Below are 18,740 nucleotides of genomic sequence, written 5' to 3' on the forward strand. Positions count from 1 at the left end.
CTGCTCAGGCCGACGTGTCGATCTTGCCGAGCTCCCGATAGCGCGGCATGGCATAGCTGATCTCGTTGTTGAGCTGCGCCGGGGTCACGTGGCACCCGTACTGGTTGTACAGCTGGAAGCCGAGCTGGATCGACAGTGCGTCACCCGCGTCCCAGGTTCCGACGTGAGCCTGCCCTTCGACCAGCTCCCACTCTGAGAAGCCGGCACACCGGCCGATCTGCCCGTAGTGGATGTTGGACCACACGTCATAGAAGAGCCGACTGTTGGCCAAGCCTGGTTCCTTGCTGGGGATCGGCTGCCAGGTGCCGCCGAAGTGGGCGCTGATGTAGTCCTTGTGGTCCCACTCCATGTGTGGACCTACCTTGGCCGCCCAGAGCGCATAGGCGTTCGCCTTGCAGGTGGTGACCGGTTGGCACAGCGAAGAGTTCGATGCCTGCAGCGCGGTCACGATGTTTGACTCGGCGTTGTCGTTGATCTCCCCTGCCATCCACCTGTCGAGGAAGTGGTACTCGTAGGTGCCGCAGCTGATCGTGGCGTCCTGCGACCTCAGGGTGCCGTTGTAGGCCCAGACCCGGACCAGGGCTGGCGTGCTGCTCCGGAACGCGTCGCAGGTGAAGGTCCGCACGTCGGCTCCGACCGTGATGGGGTCACCGTTCGCGACCGAGATCTGGTAGCTCGTCACCTTCGGGTCGGCCTGCCAGGTGATCCGACCGATCTGGGTCTGCGGATAGTCGATAGACAGCCGGATCGGGTCGGGCCCGACACCGCCCACGACGACGGTCTCGACGTTGGACCACTCCCCGGCCTGGTACCCGTTCAGCGATCGCAGCTTGACCTTGTAGGTCGCGCCGGCCACGAGGTCATCGAGCGTCCACTTCAGGCCGGTGATCGGGATCGGCAGCTTCTTGAACGATCCTTCGATCGCCACGTTCTGCAACCAGATCTCGTACCGGTTGGCGTTGGTGCCCGAGGTCCAGGTGAGGTTGAGCTTCCCGAGGCCCGGGTTGGCCGTCAAGGTGGCGGCTCTCGCTGTCGCCCCCTGGGGCGAGAAGGTCACCACGTTCGACACACCGCCGCGCTTGGAGCCGTTCATGGACTGGAGCCTGACCTGGTAGTCACCTCCGTTGAGCAGACCACCCAGGGTCCAGCTCGTCCCTACCAACGGGATCGGCAGCTCGTCCCACGCTCCGTCGTCGGTCGCGTTGCGCACGGACACGGCGTAGCCGGTCGCCCACGGCCTGCTCACCCAGCTCAGCAACCCGCTGCCGTCGCCCGGCGTGACGGTCAGCGTGGTGGCATCAGGCGCTGGGCCCCTCGGGTGCGCCTGGACGGTCCGCTTCGGTCCCTCCCCACCCCAGCGCGCGGCGACGACCGCGTAGGTGAGGCACTCGTCGAGCACCATCTCCTGGCGCCACGTCGTCGCAGTCAGCCCGTACTGCACGAGCGTGTAGTCCGACTCCGCGGGCGGGGTCGAACCGCAACTGGGGGCCGAGTAGACGCGGTACTCTTCCGCGCCCTCGACCGGGTCCCAGCTGAGCTTCACCGTGAACTGGCGGTCCGGCTCCGTGATGGCCTGCAGGTTGGACACCGCTCCCAGTGGTGCCACGGAGTGCGCTCCGATCCCACTCTCCTCGCCGGCGGCGTTGCCGCGAAGGGCCTTCAGCTTGAACTGGAACTCCTGCCCTGCTGGGAGCTGCGGCTCCGACCACGACTCCGCCCCGATCGGATAGATGTACGGCGTCCACGCGGCGCCAGTGGAGACGTTGCGCTGGTAGAGCTGGTAGCCGCCGGCGCCGAAGACGTGCGGCCAGGTGACCTTGAGCCCGAGGCCCGACGGCGTGACGGTCGGAGCGGCCGGCTTGGCCGGCACGAAGTCGGCCGGCAGGGAGGTGGGGACCGCGCCGTACCCGGTGCCGACGCCGAAGGCATCGCCCGAGAGCACATCGGCGAAGGCCTTGGCGATCACTACCTCGCCGCGCACGTTGGGGTGCAGCCCGTCGTACGTGTCGGCCGCCGGGTTGTAGCCGGAGTCGAGGTTGACCAGTGCCACGGGGGAGGCGGCCGTCGTCATCGAGCTGACCGCCGCCGGCAGCGCGTTGTTGTAGGCCGTGATCCGCTGCGGCAGGTCGGGCTGCACGTCGAGCGCGGTGCGGTGCACCACGTTGCCGACCAGGATCTTGATGTCGGGCTTGGCGGCCCGCGCGTTCGTCACGAACTCCCTGAGTCCGGACACGAGTCCCGCGGCGTCGGCTCCACTCCAGGCGATGTCGTTGAAGCCGAGCTCCACCAGCAGGTAGTCCGGGGTGTAGGTCGACACGCGGCTCGCGATGTCCCACTTGGCCTGACCCAGCTGCCAGCCCCACTGGGCCAGGTGCTCGGTGTCGGTGAAGCTGCCGTCGATCGCGGGTCGGTAGCCGCCGGCGTGACCTGCCGGGGTCGCCGCGTCGGTCCCGGTGACGTAGGTCCCCTTCCGCGGGCCGACGAAGTCGGTGACGACACCGTCGTCGTCGAGGTGCTGCTTGAGCCGGTAGCGCCAGGTGAAGTCGCCCTCGAGGCCTTGGCTGATCGAGTCCCCGACAACCATCATCTTCACCGGGGCGGGCGCTGTCATCGTCTGCAATGAGCAGTCGGTCAGGGCGTTGCCGGGCGACAGCGTGTCGGCGCCGCCCAGGCCGCAGCCGTGACGGGTGGCATCGGCGAACGAGCTGTCCGAGATCGCGCCCACCTGGGTACCGGCGCCGCTGCCCGAGAACACCTTGATCATCGGCCCCTGGGCCGTCACGCGGAAACCTGGCACGGTGCCGACCGGCCAGCTCCCGAGATTGGTGACGGCTCCGGAGACGGACTTGTCCAGGTAGATGCGGTAGGCGTCGTCGTAGACGGTGGTGGGGGTTGCCGACTGCCTCGTCGCGCACCCGGAACACGGAGTCAGGTCCCAGTACGGGTCCGTCACGTCGCCCGGTCGAGTCAGACCGGTCTCCGAGCACGAGATGGTGGAACCAGGGTTGGCCGTGAAGTGATCGCACGGACGGTTGTAGCCGGTCCAGGCCTTGGCCAGGAGGGTCCACCAGTCGGTGGAGGTCACGAACCGGGTGTTACCGGTCAGGGTGTCGGGTGCAGTTGTCGCGGCGCTCTGAGACCAGCTCAGGCCGGCATACACCCAACGACTCCCGATCTCGTGACCCCAGGTCGAGCCGCTCAAGGGGTTGCCCACACCCCAATAGGGCGCGCCGACGTTCACGTAGCGCTCCGCGCCAGTGCCGACGAACCCGGCCGGGATGGACGTGGTGAAGGCGCCGAGCCAGAGCGTGCTGACCGTGGTCTCCAACGTGCGACGCTGCTTGTCCCACTTCTTCTTGCCGCCGGTGCAGCCTGTCGCGGTCGCGTTGGCCAACCGGTACTGCGTCGTCGAGGTGTTGTCGGGCAGCGCCACGTCACCCGCAGCGGCCTGGCAGGCCGACTGGTCGTACTTCGCCCAGTTCGACCACTCCGACGTGGTCTTCTTGTACTGCCTCTCCCAGGTCTGGTCCTGCCACTGCTTCTCGATCGTGTAGTGGTTGGACTCGTACTCGCGCCAGGTCCGGGTGAACTGGCGGTCGGTGAAGGTGGTGTGCTGGTACTCCGTCGGGTACACGGAGCGCGGCACCTGGTGGTGGCGGATGCGGGCCCGCAGCCAGTTGCTCGCGTCCTGGACCCGGAAGTAGGCCGACTCACCGGACGAGCCAATGGTCGAGACGCGGGCGTCGATGTTGCCGGAGCCAACGTCCGTGACCAGCATCGGGTTCGCGGCAACTCCCGTACCGGTGGTGACCGTGCCGTCCCCGGTCCTGGTCCAGGCGCCGTTGAGGGCCTGCCAGGTCTTGCCGCCGGACTCGGTCATGGACCCATCCGCGCTGCCGGTGCCCCCGAAGCTGTCATAGACGACCGGCAGGTCGTCGGCGGCCGCGCCAGGCGCAAGCGCGACCGAGATGCCGGTCAGTCCCGACACCGCCACCACCACCGCCATCCCGGCCGGGGCGAGGAACCTGCCACGCAGAGAAATGAGACGACGCACCGAGACCTCCGAGAGACGAGCGAAAACGTCTCCGGATTCTGATGGCGTCGCTCCGATGCGGAGGGTTCTTGGAGAAAAGGGGCCGGGCGGTCTAGTCAGGTCCGCCGCCCGACGAGCTCGAGCCACTAGAACTAGAACGCGTTACAGTCCGACCCATGAAGACGTACGTCGTGAGTGGGGCCGCCTCGGGGATCGGGGCGGCGACGGCAGCACTCCTGCGGGGCCGGGGCGACCGGGTGATCGGCATCGACCGGCCCGGCACCGACGTGGACGTGCCGGCCGACCTTGCGACGGCCGCGGGACGGGCGCAGGCGGTCGCCGGCGTGCGCGCGCTCACCGACGCGGTCCACGGGCTGGTGCCGGCGGCGGGGATCGCTGGCCGCACCGGCACGGACTCGGCGCAGCTGGTCTCGATCAACTTCTTCGGCGCCGTCGCGCTCGTGACTGGCCTGCACGCCGAGCTGACGAAGGGTGCCGAGGACGACGGCGCCGGGGTGGTGCTGCTCGCCTCCAACTCGATCACCGGCATGCCGGGCTGGAACGCGCCCGTCGCCCAGGCGTGCCTGCGCGACGACGAGGAGCTCGCCCGGTCGGAGGCCGCCAAGGTCGACGCGGTGATGGTCTACCCCTCCAGCAAGGCGGCGCTGGCCTGGTGGGCACGCCGCGAGGGCGTGAAGCCCGAGTGGGCGGGCGCCGGCATCCGGCTCAACTCGGTCGCCCCCGGCGCGACCGAGACCCCGATGGTCGAGGAGATGCGCGCCGACCCGCTGCTCGGCTCGGCCATCGACGCCTACCCGAACGCGATCGGGCGGACCAACCTCCCCGACGAGGTCGCTGCGGCGATCGCCTTCCTGCTGACGACCACCGGCATCGTCGGCGTCTGCCTGTTCGTCGACGGCGGCACCGACGCGATGCTGCACCCGATCGCCCCACAGGGCTGGGAGGTCACCGGCATCGAGCCGTAGGCTCGAGGCGTGCGCGTCGCCCTCGTCCTCGGCTCCGGCGGCGCCCGTGGCTACGCCCACATCGGCGCGATCGCCGAGATCGAGTCGCGCGGGCACGAGGTCGTCGCCGTCGCCGGCTCGTCGATGGGCGCGCTGGTGGGCGGCCTGTACGCCGCGGGTGTGCTGGACGAGTACACCGCCTGGGCCCGCACCCTGACCTCGAGCGGCGTGGTCCGGCTGCTCGACCCGAAGTGGTCCGCGGGCGGTGCCATCGGCGCCGGCCGGATCTTCGCGGAGGTCGAGCGGATCGCCGGGGAGCGTCTCATCGAGGAGCTCCCGATCCCGTTCACCGCGGTCGCCACCGACCTGCGCGCGCGTCGCGAGGTCTGGTTCCAGCGCGGGCCGCTGGTCTCGGCGATCCGCGCCTCGATCGCGATCCCCGGCGTCATCACCCCGGTCGTCATGAACGGCCGCCTCCTCGCCGACGGCGGCCTGATGAACCCGATCCCCATCGAGCCGACAGCGGCCTCGGCCGCCGACCTCACCGTCGCCATCTCCCTCCAGGGCGAGCGGGACGCCCGCGAGCAGAGCACCCCCGCCCGCGAGCCGGCGGAGCCCACCTGGCGCGAGGAGCTGGTCGAGCGCGTACGTCGTACGGTCGGCCGCGAGAAGGAGCCGCCCGACCCCCTCGACGACCTCCGCATCTCCGACGTCGTCGGGCTGTCGATGGATGCCATGCAGGGCCTGGTCTCCCGCTACCGGATGGCCGGCCTGCCGCCCGACGTCCTGGTGACGGTCCCGGTCTCGGCCGCGCGCTCGCTCGACTTTCACCGCGCCAACGAGATGATCGAGCTCGGCCAGCGCCTCACCGCCGAGGCGCTCGACGCCTCTGGCCACTGACGGCGACCGCTCACCAGCGGTTGCGGGCCTCCTCGGCCCAGCCGACGAGGCCGTCCAGCGGTACCCGCTCGCCGTCGTCGGCGAGCGCCCACCCGCTCCAGTCGCCGAAGCACTGGTGCGTCTCCCCGGCGAGCACCACGAGATCGGTGCGCGAGACCTTCTCGTGCCACGGCGTGAACACCGCCTCCACCCGCGCCCCGTGGATCCGCCAGGGCCGCTGCCAGTCGTCGGGGTCGTAGTCCCAGGTCAGCTCGTCGCCGATCTTGTGCAGGCGGCCGTCGACGAAGAGCCCGTTCTCGGTGATCCCGGTGCCGTCGGTCCACTTCCCGCCGAGCGTGATCCCGCGACCCTCGCCCGAGCCCGCCGCCCAGTTCCAGGTGATCGCGTAGGGCCACTTGCCGCGCCCGTGGTCGAGCACCGCCCAGCCCGAGCCCACGTCGTACGACGTGCCGTCCAGCACCAGCGTCCCGGAGACGGGTCGGGAGACGTCCTTGACGGTGTACTGGAAGCGCCTGCTGCTCCACGGCACCGCGACCCCCAGGCACTCCCCGCCCGCACCGACCGCCAGGTCCACCTCGACCCCGGGTGCGCTGGCCCGCAGCCGATCGTCCGAGACCTCGATCGAGAGGTGCTTCGCGACGACCGACGCGGTGCCGCTGTACGACGCGGGGAGGGTGACGCCCCGCCCGAGCGGCGGCACCGCCTCGGCCTCCCAGGTGTCACCGGTCTCGCGGTCGAGCACCCACAGCGAGCAGACCCCGGCGTAGTCCAACGACGAGACGACGAGGCCGACGCACCACCGCGGCGTGACGACGCCCCAGTACTCCCAGCGCTTCGCCCGCCCCCACCCGCGCAGGTTCGCGCGCACCACCGGCTGCCGTGACCAGCCGACGGCGTCCGGGTTCAGCCGGCCGTTCGGCAGGCAGAGGTCGACAGCGCCGATGATCTCGCGTTCCACGCGCGCTAGTAGAGCAGAGCGGTCCCGGGGTCCTGGAGGATCCCGGCCACGTCGGCGAGGAACCGCGAGCCCTTCTCCCCGTCGATGTGGCGGTGGTCGAAGGAGAGCGCCAGGGTCGTCACGTCGCGCACCACGATCTCGCCGGTGGCCTCGTCGACCCACGGGCGCTTGTTGACCGCGCCGAAGCAGAGGATCGCCGATTCACCCGGGTTGATGATCGGCGTGCCGGCGTCGACGCCGAAGACGCCCACGTTGGTGATCGTGAACGTGCCGCCGCTCATGTCGGTCGGCTGCGTCTTGCCCGAACGCGCCGTGTCGACCAGCTCGCCGAGCGCGCCGGCCAGGTCGACCAGCGAGAGTCGCTCGGCGTCCTTCACGTTCGGCACGACCAGCCCGCGCGGGGTGGCCGCGGCGATGCCGAGGTTGACGTAGCTCTTGTAGACGACCTCCTGGGCCGCCTCGTCCCACCAGGAGTTGATCTCCGGCGTACGCCGGATCGAGAGCAGCGTCGCGCGGGCCAGCAGGAGCAGGGGGTTGACGCGGACGTCGCGCAGCTCGCGGCGCGCCTTGAGCCGCTCGACCAGCTCCATCGTGCGCGTCACGTCGACGGTGATCCACTCGGTGACGTGCGGGCTGGTGAAGGCCGACTGGCTCATCGCCTGCGCCATCATCTTGCGCACGCCCTTGATCGGCTCGCGGGTCTCGCGGGCGCCCGCGGTGACGGGGTTTCGAGACGGTTGCTGCGCAACCTCCTCAACCACCGTCGAGCCCGCGGCGGCCTCGACGTCCTCGCGGCAGACCGTGCCGTTGCGGCCGGTCGGCGTCAGCGTGGTGATGTCGACGCCGAGGTCCTTGGCCAGCTTGCGCACCGGCGGCTTCGCCAGCGTGCGTACGGCGGCCGGCGCCGGCGCGACCTCCGGCGTCGGGGCCGGCGCCTCGACGGCCTCGACCATCGGGGCGGCGCCGGGCTCGAACGCGGCCTGGGTCTGCATGTGCGCGGCCACGGCGCCGGTCGGCACCTTCCGCGCCCGGCGCACCGGACCGCGGTCCGCCTTGTTGCGACCCACCAGCGACTCGCCCTCGACGCCGCCGGAGGCGGCCGGGTTGCTCAGGTCCATCTCCGGCGAGGGGGTGGCGGCGTCGGACACCGGCTCCCCGATCGCGATGATCGGCGTGCCGACGGCGACGGTCTCACCCTCGGCGACCAGCAGCGCGGTGACCTCGCCGGCGTACGGCGAGGGCAGCTCGACGATCGACTTCGCCGTCTCGATGTCGACGACGATGTCGTTGATCGCGATGACGTCGCCGACCTTGACCTTCCACACCACGATCTCGGCCTCGGTGAGGCCCTCGCCCACGTCGGGCAGCTTGTACTCAGGCACAGGGCCTCCTCAGAACTCGAGCGAGCGGTCGACGGCGTCCAGCACCCGGTCCAGGTCGGGGAGGTAGTCCTCCTCGATCCGCGACGGCGGGTAGGGCGTGTCGAAGGCGCCGACCCGCAGCACCGGAGCCTCGAGCGAGTAGAAGCACTGCTCGGTGATCCGCGCGGCGACCTCGGCACCCATGCCGAGGTTGACGTGCGCCTCGTGGGTGATCACGGCCCGGCCGGTGCGACGCACCGACTCGTAGACCGGCCCCAGGTCGAGCGGCGAGAGCGTGCGCAGGTCGATGACCTCCAGCGACTTGCCCTCGCCCGCGGCCGCCTCGGCGGCCTTCAGCGCCGTCTTGACCGTCGGCCCGTAGGCGAGCACGGTGACGTCACCGCCGCGGCGCACGACCTTCGAGGTGAAGAGCGGCTCGGGCGTCACGGAGTCGTCGAGCTCGGCCTTGTTGGCGTGGTACTGCCGCTTCGGCTCGAGGAAGATCACCGGGTCGTCGCACGCGATCGCCTGCTGGATCATCCAGTAGCCGTCGACCGGGTTGGAGCAGGCGACCACCTTGAGGCCGGGCGTGTGCGCGAACTGCGCCTCCGGCGACTCGCTGTGGTGCTCGACCGCGCCGATGCCTCCGCCGAACGGGATCCGGATGACCATCGGCATCTTGGACTTGCCCTGGCTGCGGAAGGTCATCTTCGCGACCTGGCAGACGATCTGGTCGTACGCCGGGTAGACGAAGCCGTCGAACTGGATCTCCACGACCGGCCGGTAGCCACGCAGAGCGAGGCCGACGGCGGTGCCGACGATGCCGGACTCGGCGAGCGGCGAGTCGATGACCCGGTCCTCGCCGAAGTCCTTCTGGAGCCCGTCGGTGATCCGGAAGACGCCGCCGAGCTTGCCGACGTCCTCGCCCATGAGCAGGACCTTGGGGTCGTCCTCCATGGCCTTGCGCAGGCCCATGTTGAGGCCCTTGGCCAACGTGATCTTCTCGGTCATGCCTGTGCCCCCTCGAAGGACTCGAGGTAGGCCTCGAAGCCGGCGCGCTGGTCCTCGAGCTCCTCGGTGAGCTCGGTGAAGACGTGGTCGAAGATCGAGAGTGGTGACGGGTCCGGCAGCGCCTTGCACCCCTCACGCAGGCGGGCGCCGAGGTCGTCGGCCTCCGCCTGGACGGTCGCGACGAACTCGTCGTCGGCCAGGCCGTTGCGGCGCAGGTAGACCTCGACCCGGGCGATCGGGTCCTTGAGCTTCCAGCGCTCGAGGTCGTCCGAGAGCCGGTAGCGCGTCGGGTCGTCGGTCGTCGTGTGCGCACCCATCCGGTACGTGTACGCCTCGACGAACGTCGGGCCCTGGCCGTCGCGGGCGCGCTGGAGCGCGGCCTGCGTGACGGCGTTCGTCGCGAGGACGTCGTTGCCGTCGACGCGGACGCCGGGGAAGCCGAAGCCGAGAGCCCGCTGGTAGAGCGGGATTCGGGTCTGGCGCTCGATCGGCTCGGAGATCGCCCACTGGTTGTTCTGGCAGAAGAAGACGACAGGTGCGTTGTAGGACGCCGCGAAGATGAAGGCCTCGTTGACGTCGCCCTGCGAGGAGGCCCCGTCGCCGAAGTGCGCGATCACGGCCGCGTCACGGTCCGGGTCGCCGGTGCCGACCACGCCGTCGCGCTGCATGCCCATCGCGTAGCCGGTGGCGTGCAGCGTCTGCGCGCCGATCACGATCGTGTAGAGCCCGAAGTTGTTCTCGGCGGGGTCCCACGAGCCCTGGTCGACGCCGCGGAAGAGGCCGAGCAGGTCGAGCGGGTCGACGCCCTTGCACCACGCGACGCCGTGCTCGCGGTACGTCGGGAAGACGAAGTCCTGCGGACGCAGTGCGCGGCCGGCGCCGATCTGGGCGGCCTCCTGGCCGAGCAGCTGGGCCCAGATGCCGAGCTCGCCGTGGCGCTGGAGGGCCGTGGCCTCGACGTCGATCCGCCGGGTCAGCACCATGTCGCGGTAGAAGCCGCGCAGCTGCTCGGCGGAGAAGTCGAGGTCGAACTCCGGGTGGTGGACGCGCTCGCCCTCCGGAGTGAGGAGCTGGACCAGCTCCGGGCCACCGTCCTGCTGGGAGGGACCGAAGACCTCGACGAGGTCCGGACCGAAGCCGTCTCCTGCTTCCTGCTGCGTCACGTGCACTCCTTCGGGGTGTTCGGCGCGGGCGGGGTCTCCGCCTGCCGAGGTCAGGTACGCCGGGGACTCAGGTGCGGGGGTGGTGCGCCTGTGACCCGGAACACAATCGTGCAGCCGCAAACGTACCCGCGCGTCCGGGGGCACCGCCAATCAGGCCCCCGCCATCGCCGCTCCGCTTGCGACGACCGGGTCGGCGACCGACACTTCCTTCTGTTCATCCGACATTCCCGGGAGCAGCGATGAGCGATGCCGCGCAACGTGCCGGAGTCCGTCGGTCCCCGGGTCGTCGCGCGATCTCCAAGGCGGCGGCCCAGGAGGTCGAGGACGCCGCGGCCGCACTGCAGGTGCGCCGAGCCGACCTCGCCGCCCGCGCGGCGGCCGGGGAGCAGGTGGGGGCGGAGGTCGTGGCGTCCGGCATGGGCGCCATCCTCGACTGGCTCGCCGACTTCAGCCGTCAGACCCGCGAGCTGGTCTCCACGACTCCCAGCGTCAGCAGCGCCCAGCTGCGGGAGAGCCTGCCGCTCAACCGCTCCGTCCTCAGGTCGGGCACGCGGATGACCAGCCTCTTCGACCACGAGGGCACGGGCTACGAGGAGAAGGTGCTGCTGGCCAACGAGCCCGTCGGCACGTACCTCTTCGGGGTGGCACCGGTCCAGATGAAGATCGTCGACCGCCGGACCCTGCTGATCCAGGGTCCCGTGATCGATGGCGACATCAGCCTGATGAAGGTCACCGCGCCGGGATGCCTCGACGCCGCATGGCACTACTGGCGCACGGCCATGGCCCACACCATCCCCTTCACCCCCCGCTCCAGCAGTGTCGACCGACTGACCGCGCGGCAGCGTCAGGTGATGGCGCTGCTCGCCGCGGACCTGAGCGACGACGCCATCGCGTCGGCCCTGGGCGTGAGCGTGCGGACCGTCCGGGGCGACGTCGCCGGGGTCCTGGACGCACTCGGGGTGAAGTCGCGCTTCGCGGCCGGTGTTCGGCTCACGATCTGGGACGACGAGGACGACGACACAGCCGCGGCTCCCTAGGTTGGAACGCATGCCTGCCTCGAACGTGTCCGCCAGCACCACGATCGCCGCCTCCCCCGCCACGGTCTTCGCGATCCTCGCCGACCCCCGCCAGCACGCCCGCATCGACGGGTCGGGCACCGTGCGCGGCTCGCTCTCCGGGCCCGAGCGCCTCGAGCTCGGCTCGGAGTTCGGCATGGACATGAAGATGGGCGCGCCGTACCGGATCAAGAACAAGGTCGTCGAGCTCGAGGAGGACCGCCTGATCGCGTGGCGCCACATCGGCACGCACCGCTGGCGCTACGAGCTCGCGGCGCAGGCCGACGGGACCACGCTGGTCACCGAGACCTGGGACCTGAGCCACTGCAACGGCGTCACGAAGTGGGTCCTGGGCGCCATGGGCTACCCGAAGCGACACACCCGGGGCATCGAGCAGACGCTCGTGAACCTCAAGGCCGCCGCCGAGGCCGACGCCGCCGCGGAGGCGGGCTGATCGATGTCGACGCCGCGCGACCTCCCGCCCGGGATCGGGCACGGCCCGATGACGCGGATGAGCGTCGAGGCCATCCAGGCGGTCAACGACGCGGCGGCGGTCCTGCAGCTGCGCCGTAGCGAGGCGGCGGCGCTCGCCGCCCGCGGCGAGCTGTCCGACGGCGAGGTCGTCGCCGTCGGGCTCGCCGCCGTGCAGGAGTGGCTGCACACCGGCTCGATGACGTGGCGCGAGGTCCTCTCCGTGCGACCGACGGCGTCGCTGACCCAGCTCCGCGCCGGCCTGCCGATCAACCGGGCCCGGCTCGAGTCGGGGATCCGGATGGTGAGCGTCTTCGACTACTTCGGCCTCGACACGGACGCCCGGCTGATGCTTGCGAACGAACCCGTCGGCGACTACCTCTTCGGCCGGGCACCCGTGCAGATGAAGATCATCGACCGGCGCTCCGTGGTGCTCGACGGACCGATCATCGACGGCGTCGTCTCGGTCATGGCCATCCGGTCCGGCCCCTGCCTGGAGGCCGCCTGGCGCTACTGGGAGGCGATCGTCGCCTCCGCGATCCCGGTCGAGGACGCGGGGATCTCCCACCTGGACGTGCTCACCAGGCGTCAGCGTCAGATCGTCGCCCTGCTGGCGTCCGACCTCGGCGACGACGCCGTCGCGGCGTCCCTCGGAGTCAGCGTCCGGACCGTCCGCTCCGAGGTCGCCGCCATCCTGGCGGCTCTCGGCGTGAAGTCCCGGTTCGCCGCCGGCGTCCGCGTCCAGATGTGGGACCGCGAGTCCTGAGCCGCCCGGTTGCAGGAACCTGCAACCCGCATGACGGACCGGCCCGTCGTCGTGTGACATGTCGGCTGGGTGGAGTCGGCCGGTTGCGGGGGAGCTGGCCGACTCCCTTCTCGCGCTGCTCGCTCCTCAGCCGCGCACGGCGCCGGTGGACCGGCGTACGACGAGCTGCGTCGGCAGCACCCGCGTCGGCGGGTCCTCGGTCCGCTTGACCACCTGGGCCACCACCGCCTCCACGGCGCGGGCTCCGGCATCCTCGGTGCGCTCGGCCAGGGTCGTGAGCGTCGGGCTGCAGAAGTCGGAGCCGACGATGTTGTCGAAGCCCATGACGCTGACGTCGTCCGGCACGGCGACCCCCCGCTCGGCGAGGCGGATCATCACCCCGATCGCGAGCATGTCGTTGTGGGCGACGACGGCCGTGGCCCGGGCGCCCACCACCGCGTCCGCGGCCGCCGGACCACCCGCCAGGGTCGGCGTGTAGGGACCGAACCGGGTCGCCCCCATCCCGCGCGCCTCGGCGGCCGCGCGCAGCCCGGCCCACCGACGCGCACCCGACCACGACTCGGGAGGACCGCCCAGGAAGACCAGCGACTCGTGGCCGAGCGACTCGAGGTGGTCGACGATCTGGCGGGTCCCCGTGTCGAAGTCGGCGACCACGCACGCGAGCCCGGGTGTCGCCCGGTTGACCAGGGCGATCGGGTTCAGCTCGGCGGCCCGGCGCAGCTCGTCGTCGGGCAGCCGCGAGGCGCTCAGCACGAACCCGTCGACGGCCGGCCCGAGCCGCGCGATCAGCTGCTCCTCGGTCGCGGCGTTCTCCTGGGTGTCGCCGAGCACGAGCGTCAGCCCGGCCGCGGCCGACGCCCGCTCGGCACCCTTGATGACGCCCGAGAAGTAGGGGTTCGTGATGTCCGGGACCAGCAGGGCCAGGGTGTTCGTGCGTCCCGACTCCAGCGCCCGGGCCGCCGGGTTGGGCGCGTAGCCGAGCTCCACGGCGACCGCGAGCACGTGCTCCCGAGTGCGGTGGTTGACCCGGTTCGGGTTGGTGAACGCTCGCGAGACGGTCGAGGTCGCGACGCCGGCCGCCGCAGCGACGTCGACGATCGTGGCACGCTTGCGAGGAGGCACCCGCCCATCATGGCAACAAATGGCAAACGCTTGCCATGTGACGCGCACCACCCCAACCTCGACGACATGACGACACCGACCACGGCCACCGAGCCGACCCGCACCCCGGGCAAGGCAGCGATCGCCGCCTGGTTCGGCAGTGCGCTCGAGTACTACGACTTCGCGATCTACGGCACCGCCGCGGCGCTGGTCTTCCCCGACATCTTCTTCCCGGAGGGCAACCACACCGCCGCGACCGTCGCCGCGTTCGCCACCTTCGGCGTCGCGTACGTCGCCCGCCCGATCGGCTCGTTCGTCCTCGGGCACATCGGCGACCGGCTGGGCCGCAAGAAGGTCATGATCGGCACGATCCTGCTGATGGGCGTCTCGACGTTCCTGGTCGGCTGCCTGCCGACGTACGGCGCGGTCGGCATCCTCGCTCCTGTCCTGCTGGTGGCGCTGCGCATCCTCCAGGGCCTCTCGGCCGCCGGCGAGCAGGCCGGCGCCAACTCGATGTCCTTCGAGCACTCCCCCGACGACCGACGCGGCTTCTTCACCAGCTTCACGCTGAGCGGCACCCAGGGCGGTCAGATCCTGGCGCCGGCGGTGTTCCTGCCGCTCGCTGCGGTGCTGTCCGACGCGCAGCTGCAGTCGTGGGGCTGGCGGATCCCGTTCTGGATCAGCGCGGTCGTCGTCGTCGCCGGCCTGGTGATCCGCCGCCGGCTCGAGGAGACGCCGGAGTTCCAGGCCGAGAGCGAGGCCGACACCACCCCGCGCGCTCCGCTGGCCTGCCTCTTCCGGGACCACTGGCACGCGGTGGTCCGGGTGTTCTTCGCGGCCTTCATCGCCACCGTCAACACGATGTTCGCGGTCTTCGCCCTCAACTTCGCGACGTCCGACGACTACGACATCGGCATCAGCAAGGACACGATGCTCTGGCTCGCCATCGTCGCGAACCTCGTCGCCATCGCCGTCATCCCGTTCTGGGCGCGGCTGTCCGACCGGATCGGCCGCAAGCCCGTCTTCGTGACCGGGCTGCTCGGCAGCGCCGTGCTGGTCGTCGCGTTCCTCGGCGCGATCGCGCACGGTCAGGTGGCGCTGATGTTCGTCCTCGGCGTCGCGCTCGCCGGCGTCGTCTACTCGATGCCGAACGCGGTGTGGCCCGCGACGTACGCCGAGTACTTCCCGACCAGCGTCCGCCTGTCAGGCATGGCGATCGGCACCCAGTTCGGCTTCGCGCTCGCCGGCTTCACCCCGACCATCGCCGGTGCGCTGATGGGTGGGGACGCCGACAACTGGTACAAGGTCGCGCTCTTCGCCGCCGGCGCCTGCGTGGTCTCCGCGATCGCGGTGCTGACCGGCCCGAGCGGCACCCACAAGATCCCCACCCGCGAGATCGGCGTCCGCCCGGCACCGGCCGCGCGGCACACGCCGTCCGTCCCCGTGCACGCATGAGCACCTCGTTCGTCCTGGGCCTGGTGGGCGAGGGCATCTCCGCCTCGCTCACCCCGGCCATGCAGGAGCGCGAGGGCCACGAGCACGGGCTGGCGCTGAGCTACCGGATCATCGACGCCGAGCAGCGCGGCTTCGGCGCCGACGACCTGCCGGACCTGCTCGACTGGGCGGAGCGGCTCGGGTTCGACGGTCTCAACGTGACGCACCCGTTCAAGCAGGCGGTGCTACCGCTCATGGACGACCTCTCCGACGACGCCGCCGACCTGGGCGCCGTCAACACCGTGGTGTTCCGGGACGGCCGCCGCCTGGGTCGCAACACCGACTGGTCCGGGTACGCCGCGGCGTTCCGGACTGCTCTCCCCGACGCGGTCCACGAACGGGCACTGGTCGTCGGCGCCGGCGGCGCCGGGGTCGCGGTCGGCTACGGGCTGCTCGACCAGGGCGCCGAGCACGTCGCCGTCCTCGACAGCGACCCGGAGCGGGCAGAGGCGTGCGCGATCCGGCTCGCCAAGAGGTACGGCGACGACCGGGTCACCCCCGTCACGGACCTGGCGCGCGCCCTCGACGACGCACGAGGCGTGGTCAACGCGACCCCGGTGGGCATGCACGGTCACCCCGGCTCCTCGGTGCCGGAGACCCTGGTGCGGCCCGACCTCTGGGTCTCGGACGTCGTCTACTTCCCGCTCGACACCGAGCTGGTCCGCACCGCCCGCGCCCTCGGCTGCCGGGTCGTGCCCGGCGGCGGGATGGCGGTGCACCAGGCCGTGGGTGCGTTCGAGCTCTTCACCGGGCGCGCCGCGGACGCGGCGCGGATGTCGCGACACTTCGCGGAGCTGGTCGCGTGAGGCGCGGGATCGCCACCGTCTCCCTCAGCGGCGTCCTGGCCGACAAGCTGGACGCGATCGCGGCGGCGGGTTTCGACGGCGTCGAGGTCTTCGACAACGACCTCGTCGCCTCGCCGCTGTCGCCGAGCGAGGTCGCGGCCCGCTGCGCCGACCTCGGCCTCTCGATCGACCTCTTCCAGCCCGTGCGCGACGTCGAGGGTGTCCCGCCCGAGCGCTTCGACGCGGTGCTGCACCGGTTCCGCGCCAAGCTCGCCGTGATGGCCGACCTGGGCGCGACGACCGTCCTGTGCTGCTCCAACGTCGGCGCCGACACGGTCGACGACCCCGACCTCAGCGCCGCCCAGCTGCACGCGCTCGGCGAGCTGGCCGCCGAGCAGGGCGTCACCATCGCCTACGAGGCGCTGGCCTGGGGCCGTCACGTCAGCCGGGTCGGCCAGGCCTGGGACGTCGTACGCCGGGCCGACCACCCGGCCGTGACCCTCGCGGTCGACACCTTTCACCTGCTCTCGCGCGGCGACGACGGGTCGGCGCTGGCCGGGGTGCCGGGCGACCGGATCGGCTTCCTCCAGGTCGCCGACGCGCCGCTGCTCGACATGGACGTGCTCGAGTGGAGCCGGCACTTCCGCTGCTTCCCGGGTGAGGGCACCCTCGACGTCGTCGGCGTGGTGGCCGCGACCCTCGCGACCGGGTACCACGGACCGGTCTCGCTCGAGGTCTTCAGCGACGTCGTCCGCGAGGCCGACCCGGCGGTGACGGCGCGGGACGCGATGCGGTCGCTCGTCTTCCTCGAGGAGCAGCTCGGCGCGACCGCCCTGCCTCCCGCCCCGGACGCCGTCGACCCGGCCTTCCTCGAGGTGCCCGGCTCCCCCGCCGTACCTCCGCTGCTGACGGCGCTCGGCTTCGCGCCTGCGGGTCAGCACCGCAGCAAGCCGGTGACGTGGTGGCGCAACGGCGAGGCGCACGTCGTCGTCAACGACGGCGCGGCCACCGATCCGGCGCTGGGTGTCGTCGCCGCCCCCGTGTCCGGGGTCGCCGAGCGCGCGAAGGCGCTGCTGTGGCCCGCCGTCGACCGCACCCGCGGCTCGGGCGAGGCGTTGCTGCCCGGCATCACGTCACCGTCGGGGCTGCACGTCTTCGTCAGCGACCGACCCGGCGGCGCCGACGACTGGCGGGGCGACTTCGAGGCCACCGACGGCGCGGGTCACGGGGACCTCCTCGGGATCGACCACGTCGTGGTCGCCGTCCCCGACCTCCGGCTCAACGAGGAGGTGTCGTTCCTGCGCACGCTGCTCGCGCTCGACGCCGGCGCCGCCGAGGAGTTCATGGAGCCGCACGGCCGGCTGCGCAGCCGCGCCTTCCGCCCGGCCCTCGGCTCGCTGCGGATGGTCGTGAACGTCGAGGAGTCGGAGCGCGCCGCCGGCTCCGGCATCACCCAGGTCGCCCTCGCGAGCCCCGACGTCCGGGCCACGGTGCGGGCGCTCCGCGCCGCCGGCGTCCCCCTCATGCCGGTGCCGGCCAACTACTACGTCGACCTCGACGCCCGCTTCGCCCTGCCGCCCGACCTGCTCGCCGACCTGCGCGAGCACGGGCTGCTCTACGACCGCGCCGGCGACGGCGAGCTCCTGCACGCCTTCACCGCCCCGCTCGCCCCCGGCTTCCACGTCGAGGTGCTCGAGCGCCGCGGCGGGTACGACGGCTACGGCTCCGCCGGCACCCACGTGCGGCTGGCGGCCCAGCGACGCTAGTGCAGCTCGCCCAGGTCCTCGTGGTCCTGGTGGGTGACGGGCTCGACCTGGAAGGTCGAGTGGCGTACGTCGAAGTGCTCGGCCGTGCAGGCCGCGAGCCGGTCGAGGATGCCGCCGACGCCGTCCGCGTCCAGGGCCTCCTGGGTCACGGTCACGTGCGCCGACAGGCTGGGCATGCCGCTGGTGATCGTCCACGCGTGCAGGTCGTGGACGTCGACGACGCCGGGCATCTCCATCAGGTGGCGGCGCACGTCGTCGAGGTCCATGCCGGCCGGGACGTTCTCGAGCAGCACCGACGCCGACTCCCGCAGCAGCACCAGCGAGCGCGGCAGGATCAGCACCGCGATCAGCAACGAGGCGATCGAGTCGGCGCGCTCCCAGCCCCAGAGCAGGATCACGACGCCGGCCACCACGGCGAGGATCGAGCCGACCAGGTCGGCGAGCACCTCGTTGGCCGCGCCGCGCAGGTTGAGCGAGCCGGTGTCCGACCGGTTCAGGATCACGAGCGAGACCGCGTTGGCGACCAGGCCGACCGCCGCGAAGGCGATCATCGGGCCGGCGTCGACCGCGGTCGGGTCGGCGAGGCGCGTGATCCCGGCGTACGCGAGGTAGCCGCAGACCACCAGCAGCACCAGGGCGTTGACCATCGCGGCGAGTATCTCGGCGCGGTGCAGCCCGAAGGTGGAGCGCGGGCCGCCCGGCCGGGAGGCGACGTACGACGCCCCGAGCGCGAGCACCACGGCGGCCGCGTCGGTGGCCATGTGCCCGGCGTCGGCGAGCAGGGCCAGCGAGCCCGTGACGAAGGCACCGACGACCTCGAAGGCCAGCACGACGACGGTGACGCCGAGCACCCAGCGCAGGCGGGCGCGGTCCTCCGCTCGGCCGGCGGCGTGCCCGTGGTCGTGTCCCAT

15 protein-coding genes are annotated in these 18,740 nt (G+C 71.5%); 8 read left to right on the top strand and 7 right to left on the bottom strand.

Annotated features, from left to right (window positions below; all coding sequences use genetic code 11):
• Positions 1 to 4 precede the first annotated feature (4 nt).
• Positions 5 to 4,054 carry a GDSL-type esterase/lipase family protein gene (locus ACFPYL_RS06265; protein ID WP_379151790.1) on the bottom strand — a complete coding sequence of 1,350 codons (4,050 nt, stop codon included), beginning with the start codon at positions 4,052 to 4,054 and terminating at the stop codon, positions 5 to 7.
• Positions 4,055 to 4,209: 155 nt separating this feature from the next.
• On the opposite strand from ACFPYL_RS06265, the gene ACFPYL_RS06270 reads away from it, so the two are divergent.
• Complete coding sequence (locus ACFPYL_RS06270; protein WP_379151792.1) at positions 4,210 to 5,019, top strand: SDR family oxidoreductase; 810 nt, start codon at positions 4,210 to 4,212, stop codon at positions 5,017 to 5,019.
• A gap of 9 nt (positions 5,020 to 5,028) precedes the next feature.
• Positions 5,029 to 5,898, top strand: coding sequence for a patatin-like phospholipase family protein (locus ACFPYL_RS06275; protein ID WP_379151795.1), 870 nt, complete (start codon positions 5,029 to 5,031; stop codon positions 5,896 to 5,898).
• A 10-nt stretch (positions 5,899 to 5,908) separates the two neighbouring features.
• On the opposite strand, the gene ACFPYL_RS06280 is transcribed toward ACFPYL_RS06275, so the two are convergent.
• From ACFPYL_RS06280 to pdhA, 4 genes are read right to left on the bottom strand one after another with little or no spacing between them, the layout of a single operon-like run.
• Positions 5,909 to 6,856: a DUF2804 domain-containing protein gene (locus ACFPYL_RS06280; protein ID WP_379151798.1), complete on the bottom strand. Its 948-nt coding sequence runs from the start codon at positions 6,854 to 6,856 to the stop codon at positions 5,909 to 5,911.
• Positions 6,857 to 6,861: 5 nt separating this feature from the next.
• Positions 6,862 to 8,238 (bottom strand): dihydrolipoamide acetyltransferase family protein, encoded by a 1,377-nt coding sequence (locus tag ACFPYL_RS06285; protein WP_379151801.1) that lies wholly within the window; start codon positions 8,236 to 8,238, stop codon positions 6,862 to 6,864.
• A 9-nt stretch (positions 8,239 to 8,247) separates the two neighbouring features.
• Positions 8,248 to 9,228 carry an alpha-ketoacid dehydrogenase subunit beta gene (locus ACFPYL_RS06290; RefSeq protein ID WP_379151804.1) on the bottom strand — a complete coding sequence of 327 codons (981 nt, stop codon included), beginning with the start codon at positions 9,226 to 9,228 and terminating at the stop codon, positions 8,248 to 8,250.
• The gene (pdhA, locus tag ACFPYL_RS06295) at positions 9,225 to 10,391 is read right to left on the bottom strand and encodes a pyruvate dehydrogenase (acetyl-transferring) E1 component subunit alpha (protein ID WP_379151807.1); all 1,167 of its coding nucleotides are present in this window, start codon (positions 10,389 to 10,391) and stop codon (positions 9,225 to 9,227) included. Before pdhA ends, ACFPYL_RS06290 begins: the two co-directional genes overlap by 4 nt.
• A gap of 239 nt (positions 10,392 to 10,630) precedes the next feature.
• On the opposite strand from pdhA, the gene ACFPYL_RS06300 reads away from it, so the two are divergent.
• Genes ACFPYL_RS06300 through ACFPYL_RS06310 form a run of 3 tightly spaced genes read left to right on the top strand, consistent with a single transcriptional unit; the run spans position 10,631 to position 12,683 of the window.
• The gene (locus ACFPYL_RS06300) at positions 10,631 to 11,428 is read left to right on the top strand and encodes a LuxR C-terminal-related transcriptional regulator (RefSeq protein WP_379151810.1); all 798 of its coding nucleotides are present in this window, start codon (positions 10,631 to 10,633) and stop codon (positions 11,426 to 11,428) included.
• A 10-nt stretch (positions 11,429 to 11,438) separates the two neighbouring features.
• A complete protein-coding gene (locus ACFPYL_RS06305) occupies positions 11,439 to 11,900 on the top strand; it encodes an SRPBCC family protein (protein ID WP_379151812.1) in 462 nt (153 codons plus the stop codon).
• 3 nt (positions 11,901 to 11,903) lie between these two features.
• Positions 11,904 to 12,683: a helix-turn-helix transcriptional regulator gene (locus ACFPYL_RS06310; protein ID WP_379151815.1), complete on the top strand. Its 780-nt coding sequence runs from the start codon at positions 11,904 to 11,906 to the stop codon at positions 12,681 to 12,683.
• Between the two features lie 126 nt (positions 12,684 to 12,809).
• Here the strand turns inward: ACFPYL_RS06310 and ACFPYL_RS06315 are convergent, their stop codons facing one another.
• Positions 12,810 to 13,805: a LacI family DNA-binding transcriptional regulator gene (locus ACFPYL_RS06315; protein ID WP_379151818.1), complete on the bottom strand. Its 996-nt coding sequence runs from the start codon at positions 13,803 to 13,805 to the stop codon at positions 12,810 to 12,812.
• A 66-nt stretch (positions 13,806 to 13,871) separates the two neighbouring features.
• Here ACFPYL_RS06315 and ACFPYL_RS06320 point away from each other — a divergent pair, with 66 nt between their 5' ends.
• Genes ACFPYL_RS06320 through ACFPYL_RS06330 form a run of 3 tightly spaced genes read left to right on the top strand, consistent with a single transcriptional unit; the run spans position 13,872 to position 17,829 of the window.
• Entirely contained in the window at positions 13,872 to 15,239 is a 1,368-nt protein-coding gene (locus tag ACFPYL_RS06320) for an MFS transporter (RefSeq protein WP_379151821.1), read from the top strand.
• Positions 15,236 to 16,084 (top strand): shikimate dehydrogenase, encoded by an 849-nt coding sequence (locus ACFPYL_RS06325; protein ID WP_379151824.1) that lies wholly within the window; start codon positions 15,236 to 15,238, stop codon positions 16,082 to 16,084. The genes ACFPYL_RS06320 and ACFPYL_RS06325 overlap by 4 nt, the downstream gene beginning before the upstream one ends.
• Complete coding sequence (locus ACFPYL_RS06330; RefSeq protein ID WP_379151827.1) at positions 16,081 to 17,829, top strand: sugar phosphate isomerase/epimerase and 4-hydroxyphenylpyruvate domain-containing protein; 1,749 nt, start codon at positions 16,081 to 16,083, stop codon at positions 17,827 to 17,829. The genes ACFPYL_RS06325 and ACFPYL_RS06330 overlap by 4 nt, the downstream gene beginning before the upstream one ends.
• Here the strand turns inward: ACFPYL_RS06330 and ACFPYL_RS06335 are convergent.
• On the bottom strand, positions 17,826 to 18,740 hold the full coding sequence (locus ACFPYL_RS06335; RefSeq protein WP_379151830.1) for a cation diffusion facilitator family transporter: 915 nt from the start codon (positions 18,738 to 18,740) through the stop codon (positions 17,826 to 17,828). The two genes, ACFPYL_RS06330 and ACFPYL_RS06335, sit on opposite strands and share 4 nt — an antisense overlap.

Source organism: Nocardioides hankookensis (genome assembly GCF_042658885.1).
GTDB classification, from domain to species: domain Bacteria; phylum Actinomycetota; class Actinomycetes; order Propionibacteriales; family Nocardioidaceae; genus Nocardioides; species Nocardioides hankookensis.

Bases quoted from the DNA above. Each gene is read 5' to 3' on its own strand.
- ACFPYL_RS06290 (WP_379151804.1), bottom strand. From the start codon at position 9,228: ATGACCGAGAAGATCACGTTGGCCAAGGGCCTCAACATGGGCCTGCGC.
- ACFPYL_RS06325 (WP_379151824.1), top strand. From the start codon at position 15,236: ATGAGCACCTCGTTCGTCCTGGGCCTGGTGGGCGAGGGCATCTCCGCC.
- ACFPYL_RS06320 (WP_379151821.1), top strand. From the start codon at position 13,872: ATGACGACACCGACCACGGCCACCGAGCCGACCCGCACCCCGGGCAAG.
- ACFPYL_RS06310 (WP_379151815.1), top strand. From the start codon at position 11,904: ATGTCGACGCCGCGCGACCTCCCGCCCGGGATCGGGCACGGCCCGATG.
- ACFPYL_RS06335 (WP_379151830.1), bottom strand. From the start codon at position 18,740: ATGGGACACGACCACGGGCACGCCGCCGGCCGAGCGGAGGACCGCGCC.
- ACFPYL_RS06270 (WP_379151792.1), top strand. From the start codon at position 4,210: ATGAAGACGTACGTCGTGAGTGGGGCCGCCTCGGGGATCGGGGCGGCG.
- ACFPYL_RS06300 (WP_379151810.1), top strand. From the start codon at position 10,631: ATGAGCGATGCCGCGCAACGTGCCGGAGTCCGTCGGTCCCCGGGTCGT.
- ACFPYL_RS06305 (WP_379151812.1), top strand. From the start codon at position 11,439: ATGCCTGCCTCGAACGTGTCCGCCAGCACCACGATCGCCGCCTCCCCC.